The 19,158-nt window shown below is 50.8% G+C and carries 13 protein-coding genes; 8 read left to right on the top strand and 5 right to left on the bottom strand.

The features are described 5' to 3' along the window. Positions 1 to 17: 17 nt before the first annotated feature. Together JUF22_RS02150 and JUF22_RS02145 are read right to left on the bottom strand one after the other, a co-directional pair. A complete protein-coding gene (locus tag JUF22_RS02150) occupies positions 18 to 1,382 on the bottom strand; it encodes a dihydrolipoyl dehydrogenase family protein (RefSeq protein ID WP_203642862.1) in 1,365 nt (454 codons plus the stop codon). Positions 1,383 to 1,442: 60 nt separating this feature from the next. Then, positions 1,443 to 1,880, bottom strand: coding sequence for a MarR family winged helix-turn-helix transcriptional regulator (locus JUF22_RS02145; protein WP_203642860.1), 438 nt, complete (start codon positions 1,878 to 1,880; stop codon positions 1,443 to 1,445). Between the two features lie 366 nt (positions 1,881 to 2,246). On the opposite strand from JUF22_RS02145, the gene recQ reads away from it, so the two are divergent. Both recQ and JUF22_RS02135 read left to right on the top strand, forming a co-directional pair. After that, positions 2,247 to 4,046, top strand: a complete 1,800-nt coding sequence (recQ, locus tag JUF22_RS02140) for a DNA helicase RecQ (protein WP_203642859.1) — start codon at positions 2,247 to 2,249, stop codon at positions 4,044 to 4,046. Between the two features lie 159 nt (positions 4,047 to 4,205). Beyond that, entirely contained in the window at positions 4,206 to 6,449 is a 2,244-nt protein-coding gene (locus JUF22_RS02135) for an ATP-binding cassette domain-containing protein (RefSeq protein ID WP_203642858.1), read from the top strand. 178 nt (positions 6,450 to 6,627) lie between these two features. Here JUF22_RS02135 and arfA read toward each other — a convergent pair whose 3' ends face one another. The 3 genes from arfA to JUF22_RS02120 form a co-directional block, all read right to left on the bottom strand. Then, positions 6,628 to 8,118, bottom strand: coding sequence for an arabinosylfuranosidase ArfA (arfA, locus tag JUF22_RS02130; protein ID WP_203642857.1), 1,491 nt, complete (start codon positions 8,116 to 8,118; stop codon positions 6,628 to 6,630). A 184-nt stretch (positions 8,119 to 8,302) separates the two neighbouring features. Next, positions 8,303 to 9,577, bottom strand: a complete 1,275-nt coding sequence (locus JUF22_RS02125) for an oligosaccharide MFS transporter (protein WP_203642856.1) — start codon at positions 9,575 to 9,577, stop codon at positions 8,303 to 8,305. Between the two features lie 14 nt (positions 9,578 to 9,591). Next, complete coding sequence (locus tag JUF22_RS02120) at positions 9,592 to 10,572, bottom strand: glycoside hydrolase family 43 protein (RefSeq protein ID WP_203642855.1); 981 nt, start codon at positions 10,570 to 10,572, stop codon at positions 9,592 to 9,594. 274 nt (positions 10,573 to 10,846) lie between these two features. On the opposite strand from JUF22_RS02120, the gene JUF22_RS02115 reads away from it, so the two are divergent. The 6 genes from JUF22_RS02115 (at position 10,847) to JUF22_RS02090 (ending at position 18,843) form a co-directional block, all read left to right on the top strand. Further along, complete coding sequence (locus JUF22_RS02115) at positions 10,847 to 11,737, top strand: ArsR/SmtB family transcription factor (RefSeq protein WP_203642853.1); 891 nt, start codon at positions 10,847 to 10,849, stop codon at positions 11,735 to 11,737. An 86-nt stretch (positions 11,738 to 11,823) separates the two neighbouring features. Next, a complete protein-coding gene (locus JUF22_RS02110; RefSeq protein WP_203642842.1) occupies positions 11,824 to 12,909 on the top strand; it encodes a GntR family transcriptional regulator in 1,086 nt (361 codons plus the stop codon). A gap of 431 nt (positions 12,910 to 13,340) precedes the next feature. Further along, positions 13,341 to 14,945, top strand: coding sequence for a xylulokinase (locus JUF22_RS02105; RefSeq protein ID WP_203642841.1), 1,605 nt, complete (start codon positions 13,341 to 13,343; stop codon positions 14,943 to 14,945). A 25-nt stretch (positions 14,946 to 14,970) separates the two neighbouring features. After that, positions 14,971 to 15,702 carry an L-ribulose-5-phosphate 4-epimerase gene (locus JUF22_RS02100; RefSeq protein WP_203642840.1) on the top strand — a complete coding sequence of 244 codons (732 nt, stop codon included), beginning with the start codon at positions 14,971 to 14,973 and terminating at the stop codon, positions 15,700 to 15,702. Between the two features lie 376 nt (positions 15,703 to 16,078). After that, on the top strand, positions 16,079 to 17,503 hold the full coding sequence (araA, locus tag JUF22_RS02095; RefSeq protein ID WP_203640882.1) for an L-arabinose isomerase: 1,425 nt from the start codon (positions 16,079 to 16,081) through the stop codon (positions 17,501 to 17,503). A gap of 776 nt (positions 17,504 to 18,279) precedes the next feature. Next, complete coding sequence (locus JUF22_RS02090) at positions 18,280 to 18,843, top strand: sugar O-acetyltransferase (RefSeq protein WP_203642838.1); 564 nt, start codon at positions 18,280 to 18,282, stop codon at positions 18,841 to 18,843. Positions 18,844 to 19,158 lie beyond the last annotated feature (315 nt).

Below are 19,158 nucleotides of genomic sequence, written 5' to 3'. Positions count from 1 at the left end.
ACATAGTTTTAAAAAGATTAGACCGTAGCAACCGGCGCAGGCATCATAGCTGGTAAGAGCGCATCGATAATGCCCTGAGTGGCCGTTGGAAAGGCAAAAATCATCTTGCTAAGGTCCAGCGCGCTCAGGCGTTGATCAATGATTAGGGCCAAAACGTTGACAATATCCGGGGCATCCATGCCATAGACCGAAGCACCCACCAATTGGTTAGCATTATTAAATACAGCCGTCAATTCGGCATCGGTTTCGTTCTGATAGGCGAAGGCAAAGAGCTTGCCGTAGGGGATGGTCTGAACGTGGTAACTGTCTGGATCAACAGCCACATCTTCAGTGGTAACGCCGATTTGGGCCAACCGGGGGAGCGTGAAGAGGACACTGGGGATGGCCGGGTAAGCGATGGGGTCCGAGTTACCTAAGATTTGACCGGCAATGTAGTTGGATTCGAAGATTGCCGTGGGCGTGAGCTTGGGCTCGTCCTTGTCCAGAACGTCGCCGCTGGCGTAAATGTTGTCGCCGTTCGCCCGCAGGTGGTCATCGACTTCGATACCACGTGCGCTGGAGTAAATGCCGGCGTTCTCTAAGCCTAAGCGGGTGATGTTGGCTTCCCGACCGGTGGCGTCGATGACGTACTGGGTGTCGATACTCTTGCCACTAGCCGTGGTGACCCGGTAGCCATCGGTGGTGACGTCAACGGATAAGGCAGATTCATTGAAGTAGCAGGTCGCGCCGGCTTCTTCTAAGTGGGCTACTAACTTGTCAACGTGTGCGGCATTAAAGCCACGAGCCGCTCGGTCGCCGTGTTCGATGATGGTGACCTGACTCCCGAGAGCCAGCACCAAGGAAGCAAATTCTAGCGAGATGATGCCTGCCCCAATAAAGGTGAGGTGACTAGGTAATTTCGGTAGACTAAGGAATTCACGGCTGTCATGCAGAAATTCATTGCCCACGATGGCGAGGCGTTTAGGCTTTTGCCCGGTGCCAATCACAATGTTGTCGGCCTTGATGATTTCCTTACCAACTTGGATGAGGTGGTTGCCCATGAGGATGCCCCGGCCATTGATGACGTCGATCCCCAGTTTAGTGAAGAGGGCCGTCATTTGGTCTGGGAGGGGATCAATCACCTGGTGCTTGTAGGCCATGAACTGGTCCCAGTTAACGTTCATCGTGCTTTGAACTCCGACGTTGGCGTATTGGTGAAGCTTGGCAATCAGTTCTGAAGGCCCATCCAGTAAAATTTTGGCATCACAGCCATAGTTGGCACAGGTGCCGGCAACCAAGTCCTTTTCGATAATAACTACTGATTTTCCGGCTTGTTTCAAGGTGACAGCGGCGTGCCAATTGGCGTGACCGCTACCGATAAACGCGACATCATATTGTGACATTAACTAAATAACCTCTTTCTGTTTTTGGTCGTGAACGATTGATTTGGGGGACAAAAAACACTAATTTAGCATTTTTTGTAGTTTCTCGATGAGCGCATGGTTCATCTGCAACGCGGCGTTGTATTGAATCGGGTCGATGTTTTGGGCATCCACACAGATTCGGATGGCGTCAAAGATGGCTGGTTTGGATGTTCGCCCGTATTCCGTGAGGCTGATGATCAATTGACGCCGGTCATCGACCTGGGGGGTTCGCGTGAGCCAGCCGTTGTATTCCATCCGCCGAAGCAGTGGGGTCAGCGTATTACTGCCAAAATCTAGGCGGTCACCTAGATCATGGAGGGGTTGCCGATCATTTTCCCACAGGCTCAATAAAACGAGATACTGGGGATACGTCAGGGAAAATGGCTGAAGCGCTTGTTGATAGAGTTTAATCAGCAAACGGCTAGCGTGGTAAGTTGAGAAACAAAGTTGATTGGCTAGAGTTAAGTCATCCTGCACAGTATCCTCGCCTCCAATTGAGTTGTGTACGATACACTGTACTATATGCGCATTTGTCTTACCTGTCAACTATCTTCGGGCTATATTGTGAAAAATCCGAGATAATTAAGGCCGTTGTAACCGTCACCGAATCCCGGCTAAATAGGATTGTGGGATGAACTAAAAATTGTTGAATAAATTTTTTCACTAAAAGGTTAACTCACACTATTTACGTAAAATGGCTAAAAAGCTGACTGGCCCGCTAGCTGGACTGAAGTTTGGTCATGTCAGTCTAACGACCAGGGGAGTATTGCGGGCCAACCTAGCGTATAATGGAGCCTAGAGTTAATCCGCAGAAATTAGAAACAAGCATAAGGAGTAGACGTGATGGAGTTAGCGGCAGCACAAAAGGTTTTAAAAACAGTCTTCGGCTACGATGAGTTCCGGCCGGGGCAAAAGGCCGTCATCGAACACGTGATGGCTGGCGATAATAGTTTGGCCATCATGCCGACCGGGGGTGGGAAATCCCTGTGTTATCAAATCCCAGCGGTGTTGTTTGATGGCATTACCGTAGTCGTGTCTCCCTTGATTTCCTTGATGAAGGATCAGGTCGATGCGTTAAACGACAGCGGCATCCCCGCCACGTTCATTAACAGTTCGTTGGACTGGCCCGATATTCAGGAACGCTTGAACGCCTTACACAATGGCGTGTTTAAATTGCTCTACATTGCCCCCGAACGGTTGGATTCGGCGGCGTTTATTCAGGCGCTGTCAAGTTTGCCGATTGATTTGCTGGCGGTCGATGAGGCCCACTGTATTTCTCAATGGGGTCATGACTTCCGGCCCAGCTACCTGGCGTTGAGCACGGCGATTGAACAATTGCCAACACATCCCCAGGTCTTAGCTCTGACAGCCACGGCCACGGTTCAGGTGGCCACCGACATCCGTCAGCAACTACGTATCGATGAGGCCAACGAGGTCAACACCGGGTTTGCCCGGGACAATTTGAATTTGACCGTGGTCAAGGACCAGGATACGGACCGGTACATTTTAGACTACTTAAAGGTCAACCAGGGCGAAGCTGGCATCATTTACGCCAGCACCCGGAAGGAAGTCGACCGGGTCACCAAACTCTTACAACGGCACCACATTGACGTGGCCCCATACCATGCGGGACTGGACGAAGATGTGCGGCGGCAGAATCAAGAAGACTTTCTCTATGATCGGGTTCAAGTGATGGTCGCCACGAACGCCTTTGGGATGGGCATCGACAAGAGTAACGTGCGCTTCGTGATTCACGCGCAGGTGCCGGGCACGCTGGAGGCCTACTACCAAGAAGCGGGGCGGGCCGGTCGTGATGGGTTACCCAGTGAAGCCATTTTGCTCTACCGGGCCTCAGACCTCCAGATTCAACGGTTCTTTATTGATCAATCCGAAATGGATGAGGAGCACCGCCAACGGTCCTATCGCAAGCTGCAGGTCATGAACCGCTATGCCAACACGCAGGGGTGCCTGCAACAGTTTATTCTGCATTACTTTGGCGAAGAGTCCGAACCCTGTGGGCGCTGTAGCAACTGTCTCGATGACCGGGAAGCCCAAGACGTCACCACGGATGCGCAGAAAATTCTGTCCTGTGTTATTCGGTTACGGTCCCGTTACGGTAAGGCCGTGGTCGCGCAGGTGCTGACTGGCGCGCACAATCAGCGAGTTCGCGAGAATCATTTAGACGAAGTCACCACCTACGGTATCATGCAGGGCCAGCGACAAAAGGCCGTCGGGGAGCTGATTGACTTTCTGACCGCGGCCGGCTACCTGGCAAGCGTTGGGGGCCAGTACCCCACGTTAAAGGTGACGGCCGAGGGTGGGGCCGTCTTGAAGGGCGACGAACAGGTCTTCCGGAAGATGGCCCGGCAGGTCAAACGCCTGGCGCCAGAGGATGATGAACTCTTTGGTCAACTGCGCGCCTTACGTCGTGAATTGGCCGAAGCCATTGGTAAGCCACCATTTGTCATTTTCTCGGACAAGACGCTCCACGCCATCTGTGAAGCCCTGCCAACCGATGACCAGAGCTTCCTCGACGTTAAGGGTGTCGGTCAGAGCAAGCTGGATAAGTACGGCGAAGAGTTCATGGCAATCATTCGCGAGTACGTGGCGACAGAACAGGAAAAATCAACAAAAGAAGCCTAATACCTAACGCCAAACGGCCAACGATTAACGGGAGTTTCCCGCCATCGTTGGCCGTTTTTTTGACGACGTAAAATGGCAAGACGTCTCACTTTGTTCACGCTATCAACTATGGTAATCTAGAAGTCTGTCAGTTACTTAGTCAATCGACGGGAGGTCGCCATGTCTAATCCAGACTTTATCGAAATTGTGAATGACCGGGAAAACAACTTGAAGAACGTGAGTCTCAAGATTCCCAAGAATAAATTGACCGTGTTTACCGGGGTATCCGGATCGGGGAAGTCTTCCATCGTCTTCGACACCATTGCCCAGGAGGCGGGGCGACAGCTGAACAGTACATACGATAGTTTCACGCGGCTATACCTGCCACACTATCACCGACCGGACGTGGATGAGGTGCATAACCTGTCGACGGCCATCGTCATCGACCAGAAGCCCTTAGGTGGCAATGCCCGCTCGACGCTGGGGACGGTCAGTGACATCAACGCGCTCTTGCGGATTCTGTTTTCACGGTTCGGTCGGCCCCAGTATGGGCACGCCAGCAATGCCTTTTCCTTCAATGATCCGGCGGGGATGTGTCCGGATTGTGAGGGCATTGGCAAGACCTACGTGTTGAATCGCGAGGCGGCGTTGGATGTGACAAAATCCCTGAACGAAGGCGCCATCCAGTTGCCGGGGTACGGGGCAACCAGCTTTTACTTTCAAATGATTGCGAACAGCGGTTACTTTGACCTCGACAAACCGGTGCAAGACTTCACCCCAGCCGAAATGGACCAGCTGATGAACGGTGAGAAGCCCTTAACGGTCGATTACCGGGGGTCACAGATGAACGTGACGTTTGAGGGCATCGAGCGACTCTTCTATCGGCAAAATCTAAAGACCAGCACGGGAATCAGTGAGGGTGCACGCAAGAAAATCGAAAAATTTGCGACCATGCAGACGTGCCCAACCTGTCACGGCCAACGTTACCGGCCAGAGGTCTTAGCCGCCAAGGTCAACGGGTTTAATATTTTTGAACTAACGGACCTACAGTTGGATCAATTACTGGTCATGTTAAAGACCTTTACGGATGAGCGGATGCAGGGCCTGATCACCAGTATTCGCGACCGGGTCCAAAGTTTGGTCGACGTCGGTCTGGATTATCTTAGCCTGACGCGGGAGACCACCACGTTATCCGGCGGGGAATCTCAACGGGTGAAGACGGTCAAGTATTTGGCCAATAGTCTGACGAACCTGTTGTACATCCTCGATGAACCCAGCACGGGCTTACATCCCCGCGATGTTCACCGACTCAATGACTTGCTCTGTCGCTTGCGGGATAACGGCAACACGGTGCTCGTGGTCGAACACGACCCGGACGTCATCAAGGTGGCCGATTACGTGGTCGATGTCGGCCCACGCGCCGGTATTCATGGGGGCGAAATTACCTTCACCGGGACCTATCCAGAATTGCTGAAGGCAGACACGTTGACCAGTCGTTTTCTGAGTCAAAGCCTGCCGATTAACCCCAATCCGCGCCAACCAACGACCTTTTTGACCAGCCAACCGAGTCGCCGACATAACCTCAAGGACGCCGTTTTGCGGGTACCAACGGGGCTATTTACCGTGGTGACCGGGGTGGCGGGCTCTGGCAAAAGCACGCTGGTCGAGCAGGCCTTTGCCCATGACCAGCCGGACGCCATTCAAATCGACCAGCGACCGTTACACGCCAATAGTCGCTCCAATCCGGCGACCTACATTGGCGTGATGAACGACATTCGCAAGTTGTTGGCCACGGCCAATGACGTGAGCGACAGCCTCTTTAGTTACAACTCCAAGGGCGCTTGCCCCCAGTGTGGCGGTAAGGGTGTCGTGGAACTGAACCTATCATTTATGGAAAACGCGACGGTGACCTGTTCGCTGTGCCACGGCGGAAGGTTTGATCCGCAAGTGCTGACCTACACCTACCAGGGAAAGAATATTGTTGAAATTCTGGCGATGACGGTTGAGGAGGCGGTGACCTTCTTTGCTGGTACTAAGGTGGCGAATAAGTTGACTCACGTGACCAATGTTGGTCTGGATTACTTGGCGCTCGGCCAGCCCCTGAACACCTTGTCCGGTGGGGAAGGGCAACGGTTGAAGATTGCCAAAGAGCTCAACAAGCGCGGAAACCTCTACATTTTAGATGAACCGACTACCGGACTGCATCCCTCAGACATTAAGGTGATGATTCAGATTATTAATCGTCTGGTGGATAAGGGCAATACGGTGCTGGTCATTGAGCACAACCTGGACATCATGCGCAGTGCGGACTGGCTGATTGATATCGGTCCGGACGGCGGGGACAAGGGTGGCGAGGTCCTGTACGAAGGCCCCGTTAGCGGCATCCACCAGGCTGAGCGTTCGGTGACGGCCCAGTACTTGTAAGCGAGCCCGTTCCCGGCGGCGAAGTCAAGCTGTTCTGCTTTGGGGCCGGTTCCAGCCAAAGAAAATTCAGTAAGAACGCAAATATGTATCAAAAAATAAATGTAAACCAAAAGATTCGCGTCCGCGCAAAGTTGCGGATGCGAATCTTTTTTGCTAGTCGTTCATTTAATAAAACAGGTTATTCCGTAACCTGAATCCGGAACATGTTCCAGGAAAGGGGTTGGAGCGTGGTTTGTAAGGTGTTATCGGTCAGGGTGACGTGGTCGTTAGATTTGATGGCCATGGTCTGATCTTCATTGGTTTGTTTGATGTCGTAGCCGGCAAATTGCGTGGCTTCAATCACGGATTGCGCGGTGAATTCCCGCAGTTCGGTGCTGAAGTCCATGGCATCTTCACCCTTATTTTCGGCAAAGACCACGACTTCGTGATGTTCAGGATTGTAGACGGCCAGGCTATCGAGGTAAGGCACGTCGGTAAAGTCCTTACTGTTGTAGGTGTCCGCCGTTTGCTTAGGAGCGAGCGCGATGCCACGGCCGTACTTGGAGACCTGCATGAATGGGAAGAAGATGGACTGCAGCCAGATGCCGGTGTCGTCGGTCATGATAGGCGCAATCACGTTGACCAGTTGGGCCAGGCAGGCAATTTTTACCCGGTCGGCATGCTTCAGCAGCGTGATCAACATGGTCCCGACCATCAGGGCATCCTCAAAGTTGTAATGGTCTTCCAACAGATGTGGGGCATTTTGCCAGGGCGCGGTCTCATCATCTTGCTTGTGGGAGTGGTACCAAACGTTCCATTCATCTAAGGCCAGATTGAGCGTCTTGTCGCTGTGTTTACGGGCCTTGACGGCGTCACACACGGCGACGATGCCACTGATAAATTCATCGAAGTCGACGGATTTGGCCAAGAAATTGTGGAGGTCGTTTTCCTCATTATCATAGTAACGGTGCAGGGAGAGGTATTGCACGTCGTCGTAGGTGTGGTCGAGAACGGTTTCTTCCCAGCTACCAAACGTCGCCATTTCCCGGGTGGAACTGCCGCTGACGACCAGGTCGAGGTCGGGGTCGACCAGCCGCATGACCTTGGCCGTTTCGTGGGCTAATTTGCCATATTCTTCGGCGTCCTTGTGGCCAATCTGCCAGTCGCCATCCATTTCGTTACCCAGGCACCAAGTCTTGATGTTAAAGGGTTCTGCGGCGCCGTTTTGCTTCCGTAGATCACTCCAGTAGGTGCCACCGGGGTAGTTACAGTATTCAACCAGGTTGCGGGCAGCATCGATACCGCGGCTGCCCAGGTTAACGGCCATATCGGGCCGCGTGCCGGTCTGCTTGGTCCACTTCATAAATTCGTGGAGGCCAAACTGGTTGGTCTCAATGCTCCGCCAGGCCAGGTCCAGCCGGGTTGGTCGTTGGTCTTTCGGCCCAATGCCGTCTTCCCAGTTGTAGCCAGAAACAAAGTTCCCACCGGGGTAACGGATCAGGTCGATGTTGAGGTCTTTAACGGCTTTGACCACGTCCTGCCGAAAGCCATTGTCATCGGACAGGGGATTCCCCGGGTTATAAAGCCCATCATAAACGCCGCGGCCCAAGTGCTCAATCAGGGCACTAAAGACACGGTCGTCGATTTTAGAAATCTGATTGGTCGGGTCGACGGTTAATTTTCCTTGCATGGAAGTTTTCCTCCTAATTAGGTATGTGTCAGTTATCGGTGAATCGGGTACGTGTTTACGTGTGATAGAAGTCCACAGGAGTGGATAGATGCGTGAAGAAATAATGAGGCACACCTGTAGAAAAGAGGGGCGGCCGCGATTGGCCTCCCCTCTATTTCAAATCTAATTACTTAAGCGTTGACGGTCATTCCTGATTAGTCGCCGTTTCAGTCTTAGCAGCAGGTGCTTCAACTTCACCAGCTTGGACAGGGTCTTCCTTCTTTAACATGAAGGCAGCGAACAAGGTAATGAAGAAGACAACGACACCCATGATAACGTAAGTGTGTTGGTAACCAATCTTGTCGTACATGCTCCCAGCAACGGTTGAGAAGATGAAGACGGAAATCTGTTTAGCGAAGTTCGACGCGAGGGCGTAAACCGTAGCGTACAAACGAATATCGAAGGCACCAGCGATGTACTTCATAATAGAAGTTAACAGCAATGGCATTTCCAGACCAGCCAACAGACGGAAGCCGACGATCCAAATCCAGTTAGGGGATAAAGCAGACCCTAAGATCCGGATACAAGTCAGGAACCCGTAGATGATCAACCCGTTCCGAGAACCAATCTTGTTGATGATCCATGGCATTGGGAACATTAAGCAGAATTCAATGGCCGTTTGGGCGGAACTCATGTAAGAGTAAACCAAGGTCCCTTGGGCGGCCGTGTCAAAGAAAGTCTTGAAGAAGATGATAAATTGTTGGTCAAAGACATCGAATAAGGCAGAAGCACCCATGTAGAAGATGGCCAAAACCCAAAGGTTCTTGATCTTGAACACGGAAAGAACCGTCTTCATGTCCAGGGAGTCGGAAGTATCACCGGCAGCGGAGGCATTGTCCATATCAACTTTGTCAGAGAAAAGTAATAAACCAGTTAAAACAATAGCAGCAATGGTACATGCCCAGAAGATTGAGTTTGGTTTCCAGAGGAATACTCGGCCGGCAACTAATGAAGCGACAACCCCGGCAACAGAACCACCAACCCGTGAGTGGGCGTATTCGAAACCGTTGGCTAAACTAGCACGTTGGACGTATTGTTCAATAACGGAAACACCACCGTTTAAGATGAAACTGAGGAAAGTCCCAGTCACAATGGCAACTAATACCGTGTTAATGTGCAGCAATGGCATGAAGGCCCATTGGAAGTAAGGCCCGATGAAGATCCCGACGATGGAAATCGTTAAGATCAAGGTCTTCTTGAAGAGTAACTTATCGGAAACAACCCCGAAGACTGGTTGGAAGATCAAAGAAATCCCGGCCATCATGGAGAAGATCATCCCAGATTCAGTCCCGTTTAAATGGGCAACTTGTTCCAACCAAAGAGTTAAATACCCGTTGACGACAGCCCAGATAAAGAAGTAACTAAAGTGAGAGAATGGGAACCCCCAGAAATGTTTTGATTCAGTTTTTGCATTATCCATTTTTTATTTCGCCCCTATTTGTAATTGTATGGAACTGGCTTACCAAAGTTTGGTGTGCCATCATCATTCCAAGTGAACGGCTGAACCATCGTGTGACGGTTTGGATCGTACAGTGGGTCACCCTTGATGTCGGTGTAGTTCCGGCAGTGGTAAACCAAGATATCAGTTTTATCATCTTCGGCAACCGTGAAGGAGTTATGACCTGGGCCAAATTGGTGAATTGGCATGTTGCTTTGGAAAACAGGTGTCTTAGACTTGGTCCAGTTGGATGCGTCCAGTAAGTCAGCATCTTCGGGAACACTCAGCATGCCCATGGCATAGTTTTCGTCGGTCGCGCTGGCGGAGTAGGTGAGGAAGAACCGACCGTTACGGTGTAACACGGCAGGACCTTCGTTGACCCAGAAAATCTTCGTTTCCCAGTCGTATTCAGGCTTCGTCAGCATCACTGGCTTGCTCTTCAACGTCCAAGGATTTTCCATCTCAGCGATATAGATGTTAGAGTTTCCTTTGATTGCGGGATCCTTTTGGGCCCAAACGTAGTATAACTTGTCTTGGGCTTCAAAGACCGTGGCATCCAAAGCGAAGGTGTCCATTGGCGTTTCGACCCGGCCATGTTCGATCCAGTCGGATTCGTCACGCATGGGATCTGGATTGTCACATTCAATACAGTACATCCGGTGTTGGAACATCCCGTTGTGGTCGAATTCCTTGGTGTGGGAAGCGGCGAAGTAGATGAACCACTTACCATCAATGTAGTGTAATTCTGGTGCCCAGATCAATTGGCTCATGGCACCGCTACCATCTGGGTGTTTACGCCAGATAGTCCGGGGTGCAGCATTGGCCAACCCGTTTAAGGTTTTTGCCCGGCGAATTTCAATTAAGTTGTAGGCAGGCACCGAAGCAGTGAAGTAGTAGTAACCGTCAGTGTGCTTGTAGATGTAAGGATCTGCCCGTTGAACAATGAGTGGGTTGATGTAATCCTGTGCTTGTACCATATTAAATCAATCTCTCCTTTGATGAATAATTTGTAAGGACTTAAAATTGCTATTTCCAAATAAATCCTAATAAATAAGTACATATGAAATATACAACCGGATGAAAACGCTGTCAACCACTTTTGTTAATCTTTCTACAAAAAAGTTTGTTTTTCGTGGCTGGGTTAACTATAATGTTAAATGTTAGCGGATACATCGCCGATTGGTTTTGATTTAGTTAATCTAATGGTAAATGTTAAAGACTGAAAAACTTTGTGAAGAGGGGCGCATTACGATGCAATTAGATTTAACAGAAACATCTTTACCGGTTTACGAGGCCTTGGCAAGCCCCGTCCGATTGAAAATTATTCAATTGTTGTCCGGTCAACCGATGAGTGTCCAAGATTTGGCTGGTCACCTGGATTTAAGCAGTGCCATCGTTACCAAACACTTGCGTAAGCTAGAGACGGCCGGACTGATCGTCAGCAAGCGGGTCGGTCATCAGAAGATTTCTTCCTTACATGTCGATACGATTGAGGTCAAGTTCCCCCAGGCCATTTATCCGGACTTCAAGGTTCACCAGACCACCATCCCGGTTGGCCACTACACCGAATACTCTGTGCAGCCGTCATGTGGGTTGGCCGGCCCCGATGGCTACATTGGCAAGGTAGACAACCCCAAGTTCTTCATGTTTCCCGAGCGGATGAATGCCGGGATGATCTGGTTTAACGATGGTTACGTGGAGTACCGCACGCCTAACTTCCTACAACGGGGGGAGCACCTGGAGATGCTCGACCTGTCCGTGGAGTTGGGCTCGGAATTTCCGTTCTCCAATAATACCTGGCCGTCCGACATTACGTTTTCCATTAATGGTAAGGAAATTGGCACGTGGCGGAGTCCCGGTGACTTTTCCGATATCCGGGGGAAATACACGCCCGACTGGGTGCCGGACAACGTCAACCAGTATGGGATTCTCAAAATCTTGCGGGTCACAGACCATGGGACCTATCTGGATGGGCAACCCTTCACCGATGTTTGTTTGGATGATTTACCAACGGATCAGGAGACCTGGACCATTCGTTTTGAGGTTAAAAAAGATGCTAAAAAGTCCGGTGGCTGTACTATTTTCGGCCAAGGTTTTGGCAACCATGACCAAAATATTGCGTTGTCTGCCTTCTATAGTTAATTGTCTAATGAATTCCGATTATTATGATATTTATTTGAAACGGACGCCGAAAACCGGTAGAATAAGTGCATTGATGAGGTGCTGACATGGAAAATAAATATCAAAAAGTCAAAGATGGCTTAAAAGAAGATATCATCTCGGGCAAATATCAGGTGGATGAAAAGCTACCGACGGAGTCCGAGTTAATGAAACAATACGCGGTGAGCCGCTACACGGTGCGCCGGGCAGTGGGGGATCTGGAAAGTGATCACTTCATTTACCGGATTCAAGGGGGCGGCATGTTCGTCCAGGACTGGCATAAGGACTGGTCAACGCCAACCGATACCAAGCTGATTGGGGTCATTACCACCCACATCGCGGATTACATATTCCCGAATATCATTTCTGGAATCGACCAGGTGTTGTCCAAGGCCGGTTACTCAATTTTGATCAGTAACACGCATAACATGCATGATAAGGAGCGTAAGAGCCTCATCAACATGTTGGACAGTAAGGTGGCCGGGCTGATCATCGAACCCACCCAGAGCGCCTTGCCCAACCCCAACGAGGACCTTTACCAGGAAATCAAGGATGATGAGCTGCCGACGTTGTTCATTAACGCCCACTATCCCAAACTGGACTTTCCCTACGTGGATACCGATGACCTGACCGCCGAACAGAGCATGATGCGCTACCTGTTTGACCTGGGGCACAAGAGTATCCTGGGAATTTTCCAGGTGGATGATATCCAAGGGGTCTACCGGATGAACGGGTTTGTCCGGGCCTACCAGGAGCATCCCGAGTATTCCTATATGAGTAACATTATCATGTACCAATCGGGAGAATCATCCGAGAAAATCTATGAACGCATCAATGGTTACCTGCAACAGACAGAGGCCCCAACAGCCATCGTCTGTTACAACGACCAGCTGGCGATTCACGTGATCGACTACCTGAAGTCTAACGGCGTCCGGGTCCCGGAAGATATCTCGGTCACGGGCTTTGACAACTATCAGATTGGGGAATACTTCACGCCATCCCTGACGACCATGAATCACGAGAAGGAACGCATGGGGGCCGACGCGGCCAATGCCATGATCAAATTGCTGAACCATGATCAGGTTGAGAACATCACGTACCAACCAGAAATTGTGAAGCGTCATTCAGCAATTAAGCTACCAGATGGGGACTAGCCGTCTGATTTGATCAATAACTAGTATGAGAGAGCGAACTTGGTGAAACTGCCGGGTTCGTTTTTTTTGTGGTCGAAATGGATTCGGTAAATTCAGCGCGCACGGTGTGAGTTGTTAGAGACGACAGTGAATCAGGTCAGTTACTTATCCGGATAAGTACATAATTCAGGCAACAACCAACCTTTTGGATATCGTTTTTGGCGAAAATAGGTCAGTTTCACCCGGTTATCTTCCACTTTATGGACGATAATTTGGTTGTATTTTGAAAGAACCAACGATTGCGAGTCCCACGAACCCTTGATACGACTGAATTAAACAAATAATCCGTACAAATATAATTTGTTCTTGATTTATGCGAATAAAAATTGTACAATTCTTGTGTTGAGTCATAAGTTACAGAACTAGCCGACAGAGCTATGGAGGTTAATCGCATGAGTGCGGAGAATATTATTCAGGATGTTGAAAGCGGTAACATCTCGTTGGGAATCGAACTAGGTTCCACGCGGATCAAGGCCGTCTTAGTCACTCCCGACTTTAAAACGATTGCTTCAGGCAGTTACGTTTGGGAAAACGAGTTGAAGAAGGGCGTTTGGACGTATTCCTTGGAAAACGTTTGGGCCGGGATTCAAGCCAGTTACCAAGAGATGGCTGCGGAAGTACAAACGAACTATCATGTTCCCTTGACCAAGATTGGGTCAATTGGGGTCAGTGCCATGATGCACGGGTACATGGCCTTTAATGAAAACGATGAGCTGCTGGTGCCATTCCGCACTTGGCGGAACAACATCACGGAACAGGCCGCCGATGAGCTGACGGATTTATTCGACTTTAACGTGCCCCAACGTTGGAGCGTTGCCCACTTGTATCAAGCCATCCTCAATCAAGAGGACCACGTCAAGGACGTGACGTTCTTCACGACGTTGGCCGGCTACGTGCACTGGCAACTCTCCGGTGAACGGGTCATTGGGATTGGGGATGCCTCCGGGATGTTCCCAATCGACAGTTACACCAAAGATTATGATGAAAAGTTATTAGAAAAATTCAGAAACGTCAAGTCCGTCCGGCAGTACCACTGGGATATCAAGGAAATCTTGCCCAAGGTACTCTTAGCGGGTCAACCAGCCGGTACCTTAACGACTGATGGCGCCAAATTATTGGATCCGAATGGCAACCTGACCGCTGGTAGCGTGATGGCACCGCCTGAAGGGGATGCGGGGACCGGGATGGTCGGCACCAACGCCGTCCGCGAACGGACCGGGAACATTTCCGCTGGGACGTCCGCCTTCTCCATGGTGGTCTTGGACCAACCTATGAAGGCCGTTCACCGCGACATTGACTTGGTCACGACCCCAACCGGTTTGCCAGTTGCCATGGTCCACACCAACAACTGCTCTTCCGATATCAACGCTTGGGTCAACCTGTTTAAGGAATTTGCCCAAACGATTGGTGTTGACTTGAAGCCCGACGAATTGTACGGCGCGCTGTTTAACAAATCAACGGAGGGCGATGCCAACGCCGGGGGCCTGTTGAACTACAGTTACCTTTCCGGTGAAAACATCACCAAGATGACGGCTGGCCGGCCACTGTTTGTCCGGACACCGAACAGCAACTTCACCTTAGCCAACTTCGTGAAGACGCAGTTATACGCCGCGTTTGCGCCATTGAAGATTGGCATGGACATTCTGGCTAACGAGGAACACATTCATTTGGATTCCCTGATTGCTCAGGGTGGGCTGTTCCGGACGCCTAAGGTGGGTCAACAGGTCTTAGCCGACTCGTTGAACACGCCGATCACCGTCACCAGCAATGCCGGCGAGGGTGGTCCTTGGGGGATGGCAGTCCTTGGCTTCTACGTCATGGACAAGGATACCAACGAAACGTTGGAAGACTTCCTGGACAACAAGGTCTTTGCCAACCCTGACAGCACCACGGTCGACCCTGACCCAGCTGGTGTGCAAGGTTCGAATGAATTTATCGCCGGTTACAAGGCCGCCTTACCCGTTGAAGGCAAGGCCGTCGACTTACTAGCTGATTAATCACTGATAGTTAAGGAGAAAGAATATGCTTGAAGATTTAAAACAAGAAGTTTATGAAGCCAACATGCGTTTGCCAAAGCTTGGCCTGGTCTCATTCACCTGGGGTAACGTTTCCGGGATTGACCGCGAAAAGGGCTTGTACGTCATCAAGCCTTCCGGTGTCGATTACAACGACCTGAAGCCAGAAGACATGGTTGTCGTGAGTGTCGCCGATGGCAAAGTCGTTGAAGGGGACATGAACCCTTCCAGTGATACGCCGACCCACACGTACCTGTACAACCATTTTCCAAATATTGGTGGGATTGTGCACACCCATTCACCTTGGGCCGTTTCTTTTGCCGCTGCTAAGATGGACATTCCAGCCATGAACACGACGCACGCCGACACCTTCTACGGTGACGTGCCTGCTGCCGATGCCTTGACGCAGGAAGAAATCGAAGAAGACTACGAAGGTAACACGGGGAAGACCATCGTGAAGACCTTTAACGAGCGGGGCATCGACTACGAAGCCGTTCCCGCAGCGTTAGTTAGCCAACATGGTCCCTTTGCTTGGGGCCCAACGCCAGACAAGGCCGTTTACAACGCCAAGGTGCTCGAAGTGGTTGCCGAAGAAGACTACCACACGTCCCAGTTGACGCGGGCTAACCGGGAGTTGCCACAGTACTTGTTGGATAAGCACTATCTCCGCAAGCACGGCGCCAACGCCTACTACGGCCAAAACAACGCCAAGTCCAAGGAACACGCCGCTCGCGAGTAGGGCTTTGACCTTGACGCCTGCGCTAACTAGGAATTCCTGCCTGTGGGGCACAGCCGAAGCCAAAGAGCGGTCTTCGGCCTCGCTGGCAAGCCTCACGCCTTTGTGAGGCTTGCCAGCGTCCCGTGCTGTAAGGCCGGGATGACACCGGTCAACACCACCGACACAGGCATCCATCCCTAGTTAGCTCCGGCTACTGGCAATGGTTGTGAACGTCGCGCGGTATTCTCTGGACTAGCGTGAGTGTGATTGTTGTGGGCCTGATCCATTTGGGTTCATGCCTATGATACTTATATGAATCAGTATTTATAAATGGCATAGGTTGGCTACTTGAATTATCGCGAATAAATAAAAAATATATCAAAGGAGTGTCATTATTATGTTATCAGTTCCAGATTATGAATTTTGGTTTGTTACCGGTTCCCAACACCTGTATGGTGAAGAACAATTGAAGTCCGTTGCTAAGGATGCTCAAGACATTGCCGACAAGCTGAACGCTAGCGGCAAATTGCCTTACAAGGTGGTCTTCAAGGATGTCATGACGACCGCTGAAAGCATCACCAATTTCATGAAGGAAGTTAACTACAACGACAAGGTTGCCGGTGTGATCACTTGGATGCACACGTTCTCCCCAGCCAAGAACTGGATCCGTGGGACGGAATTATTACAAAAGCCATTACTTCACTTGGCTACCCAATACCTGAACAACATTCCTTATGCCGACATCGACTTTGATTACATGAACTTGAACCAAAGTGCCCATGGTGACCGCGAATACGCCTACATCAACGCCCGTTTACAAAAGAACAACAAGATCGTTTACGGCTACTGGGGTGACGAAGACGTGCAAGAACAAATCGCGCGTTGGGAAGACGTTGCCGTTGCTTACAACGAAAGCTTTAAGGTTAAGGTTGCTCGCTTTGGCGATACTATGCGCAACGTTGCCGTTACTGAAGGTGACAAGGTTGAAGCACAAATCAAGATGGGCTGGACTGTCGACTACTACGGTATCGGTGATTTAGTTGAAGAGATCAGCAAGGTTGCTGACGCTGACATCGACAAGGAATACGCCGACCTCGAATCTCGTTACGAAATGGTTCAAGGCGACAACGATGCTGACAAATACAAGCACTCTGTTCGCGTACAATTGAAGCAATACCTGGGAATCAAGAGTTTCTTGGAAAAGGGCGGTTACACGGCCTTCACCACGAACTTCGAAGACCTCTGGGGGATGGAACAACTTCCTGGTTTGGCCGCACAATTATTGATTCGTGACGGTTATGGCTTCGGTGCCGAAGGTGACTGGAAGACCGCTGCCTTGGGCCGTGTCATGAAGATCATGTCCCACAACGACCGGACGGCCTTCATGGAAGACTACACGTTGGATCTGCGGAAGGGCCACGAAGCCATCCTCGGTTCTCACATGCTGGAAGTTGATCCTTCAATCGCTTCCGACAAGCCACGCGTTGAGGTTCACCCATTGGATATCGGTGGTAAGGCTGACCCTGCACGTCTGGTCTTCACGGGTTCCGAAGGTGACGCCATTGATGTCACTGTTGCGGACTTCCGCGACGGCTTCAAGATGATCAGCTACGCCGTAGACGCGAACAAGCCAGAAGCTGAAACGCCTAAGTTGCCAGTTGCTAAGCAACTCTGGACGCCAAAGGTTGGCTTGAAGACCGGTGCCTTGGAATGGATGAAGGCCGGTGGTGGTCACCACACCATGCTTTCCTTCTCCTTGACTGAAGAACAAATGGAAGACTACGCTACCATGGTTGGCATGACTAAGGCTTTCATTAAGTAATTTTAATTGAAAAGGAGTGGCCGCTCGCCGGTAAGGCGGACGGCCACTTTTCTTATCGGTTTGTGCTTTGCGCTCCCGGCGGCAGCCTCAAGGTGCTCTGCTGTGGGGACCGACTACGGCCTGAGGAGCGGTCCTCCGTCTCGCCTTGAAACCTCGCTGAAAAGCGCGAGTTTCCAAGGTCGTTCCATGGCCTAACCTGGGTGAGAATCCCCAGCTAACGCCATCGACACAGCTGCGTCCGCAAGGTTGCCTTTGGTCGCTCACAAATGTGAAGAGAAGTGGCCGGAGTGGGTGTGTAGGGATTGTGTGTTGTCAGCAGCGTGGATTAGTAATTTCACAGGTTCTGAGCAACAGCCAGCGTCACGGAATCTACCAGTAAAATATGTGGATATCAATAGAATAAGTGACATCATCTCAAAACAATAAGTATGTTACCGACAACAAGAAGAATGACGCGGTAACGGGGTAAACAAGTGTTAGCCGCAGGGCTGGTGAAAATGGGCCAGTTGTGGCAGTGACCAGAGGTGAGCCAAGCCGACCAGCTGTGTCGGTGGTCTTGGCTGAAGTTCTTTTTCAGCCTAGTCCACGGGACAACCTTTGCGACCGGTTCTCAGGCGCAAAGTTGAGGTGGAAGCCCGCGCTTTGGCTGTAACCGGCCCCACAGCAGGGCAGCTTGAGCTCACCGCCGGGAACGGACGCGACGAGGCCCATTTTCACCAGCCCGGAGGCGATGCAAAACACCTGTTTAAACTCAGAACCGGGAAAATGGAGGAATTATGGCTAAAAGTGAAAAACAAAAAATGATCACCGGTGAACTCTTCAACGTCTACGACCCAGAACTAGTCGCCGAACGTGACGTGGCGCGTAAGCAGGTCGAAGCCTTGAACGCGTTAGGTGAATCTGACCCGGCGACCAGTGAACAACGAGTGAAGGCTCTATTTGGGGCGACGGGCGAGGGCGTTGAAGTCCACGCCACGTTCCGGTGTGACTATGGCTACAATATTTATGTCGGTGATGATTTCTTTGCCAACTACGACTGCACAATCTTAGATGTGGCGCCGGTCCGAATCGGCAAACACTGTCTACTGGGACCTAAAGTTCAGATTTATTCGGTGAACCATCCGGCTGACCCCAAGCTCCGGCGTAACGGGGCCATGGGCATTGGCAAGCCCGTCACGTTGGGCGACGACGTCTGGGTCGGTGGTGGGGCCATCATCTGCCCTGGCGTGACCCTTGGAAGCAACGTCATCGTTGCGGCCGGTGCGGTCGTGACTAAATCATTTGGCGACAACGTGGTTCTGGGGGGCAATCCAGCACGTGTGATTAAAAATTTAAACTAAACTTGTATTACAAAGCACAATTTTCGCAGGGTAAGACGCGGAGGTGTTTGTACCAGAAACCAAGGGCCGAATGCCGGAAGAGATCGAACAACAAGCGACGCAAGCGAAAAAGCCTTACGAAATTTCTGAATCGCAAGACCGTTAAAATTGGTTAAAAAAGAGGCTGTGACATAACTAGCCTCTGTAGAACAAAAATGAGGCACGAAACCGAACTTTGGTTTCGTGCCTTATTTCCATACTCTTGATTCTCAAGCCGTCTTCTCCTGGTGGAGACTAACTTGAGGATATTCAATGCTAGAACGAGGATTCCAGTTT

The organism is Levilactobacillus lanxiensis (assembly GCF_016861655.1).
GTDB classification, from domain to species: Bacteria; Bacillota; Bacilli; order Lactobacillales; family Lactobacillaceae; genus Levilactobacillus; species Levilactobacillus lanxiensis.
This window is presented reverse-complemented; position numbering and strand designations above follow the sequence as displayed.

What these genes read in the sequence shown, in the direction of transcription:
- JUF22_RS02105 (WP_203642841.1), top strand. Translation starts at nt 13,341, where the DNA reads ATGAGTGCGGAGAATATTATTCAGGATGTTGAAAGCGGTAACATCTCG.
- recQ (WP_203642859.1), top strand. Translation starts at nt 2,247, where the DNA reads ATGGAGTTAGCGGCAGCACAAAAGGTTTTAAAAACAGTCTTCGGCTAC.
- JUF22_RS02100 (WP_203642840.1), top strand. Translation starts at nt 14,971, where the DNA reads ATGCTTGAAGATTTAAAACAAGAAGTTTATGAAGCCAACATGCGTTTG.
- JUF22_RS02135 (WP_203642858.1), top strand. Translation starts at nt 4,206, where the DNA reads ATGTCTAATCCAGACTTTATCGAAATTGTGAATGACCGGGAAAACAAC.
- JUF22_RS02120 (WP_203642855.1), bottom strand. Translation starts at nt 10,572, where the DNA reads ATGGTACAAGCACAGGATTACATCAACCCACTCATTGTTCAACGGGCA.
- JUF22_RS02150 (WP_203642862.1), bottom strand. Translation starts at nt 1,382, where the DNA reads ATGTCACAATATGATGTCGCGTTTATCGGTAGCGGTCACGCCAATTGG.
- JUF22_RS02115 (WP_203642853.1), top strand. Translation starts at nt 10,847, where the DNA reads ATGCAATTAGATTTAACAGAAACATCTTTACCGGTTTACGAGGCCTTG.
- JUF22_RS02125 (WP_203642856.1), bottom strand. Translation starts at nt 9,577, where the DNA reads ATGGATAATGCAAAAACTGAATCAAAACATTTCTGGGGGTTCCCATTC.
- arfA (WP_203642857.1), bottom strand. Translation starts at nt 8,118, where the DNA reads ATGCAAGGAAAATTAACCGTCGACCCGACCAATCAGATTTCTAAAATC.
- JUF22_RS02090 (WP_203642838.1), top strand. Translation starts at nt 18,280, where the DNA reads ATGGCTAAAAGTGAAAAACAAAAAATGATCACCGGTGAACTCTTCAAC.
- JUF22_RS02110 (WP_203642842.1), top strand. Translation starts at nt 11,824, where the DNA reads ATGGAAAATAAATATCAAAAAGTCAAAGATGGCTTAAAAGAAGATATC.
- araA (WP_203640882.1), top strand. Translation starts at nt 16,079, where the DNA reads ATGTTATCAGTTCCAGATTATGAATTTTGGTTTGTTACCGGTTCCCAA.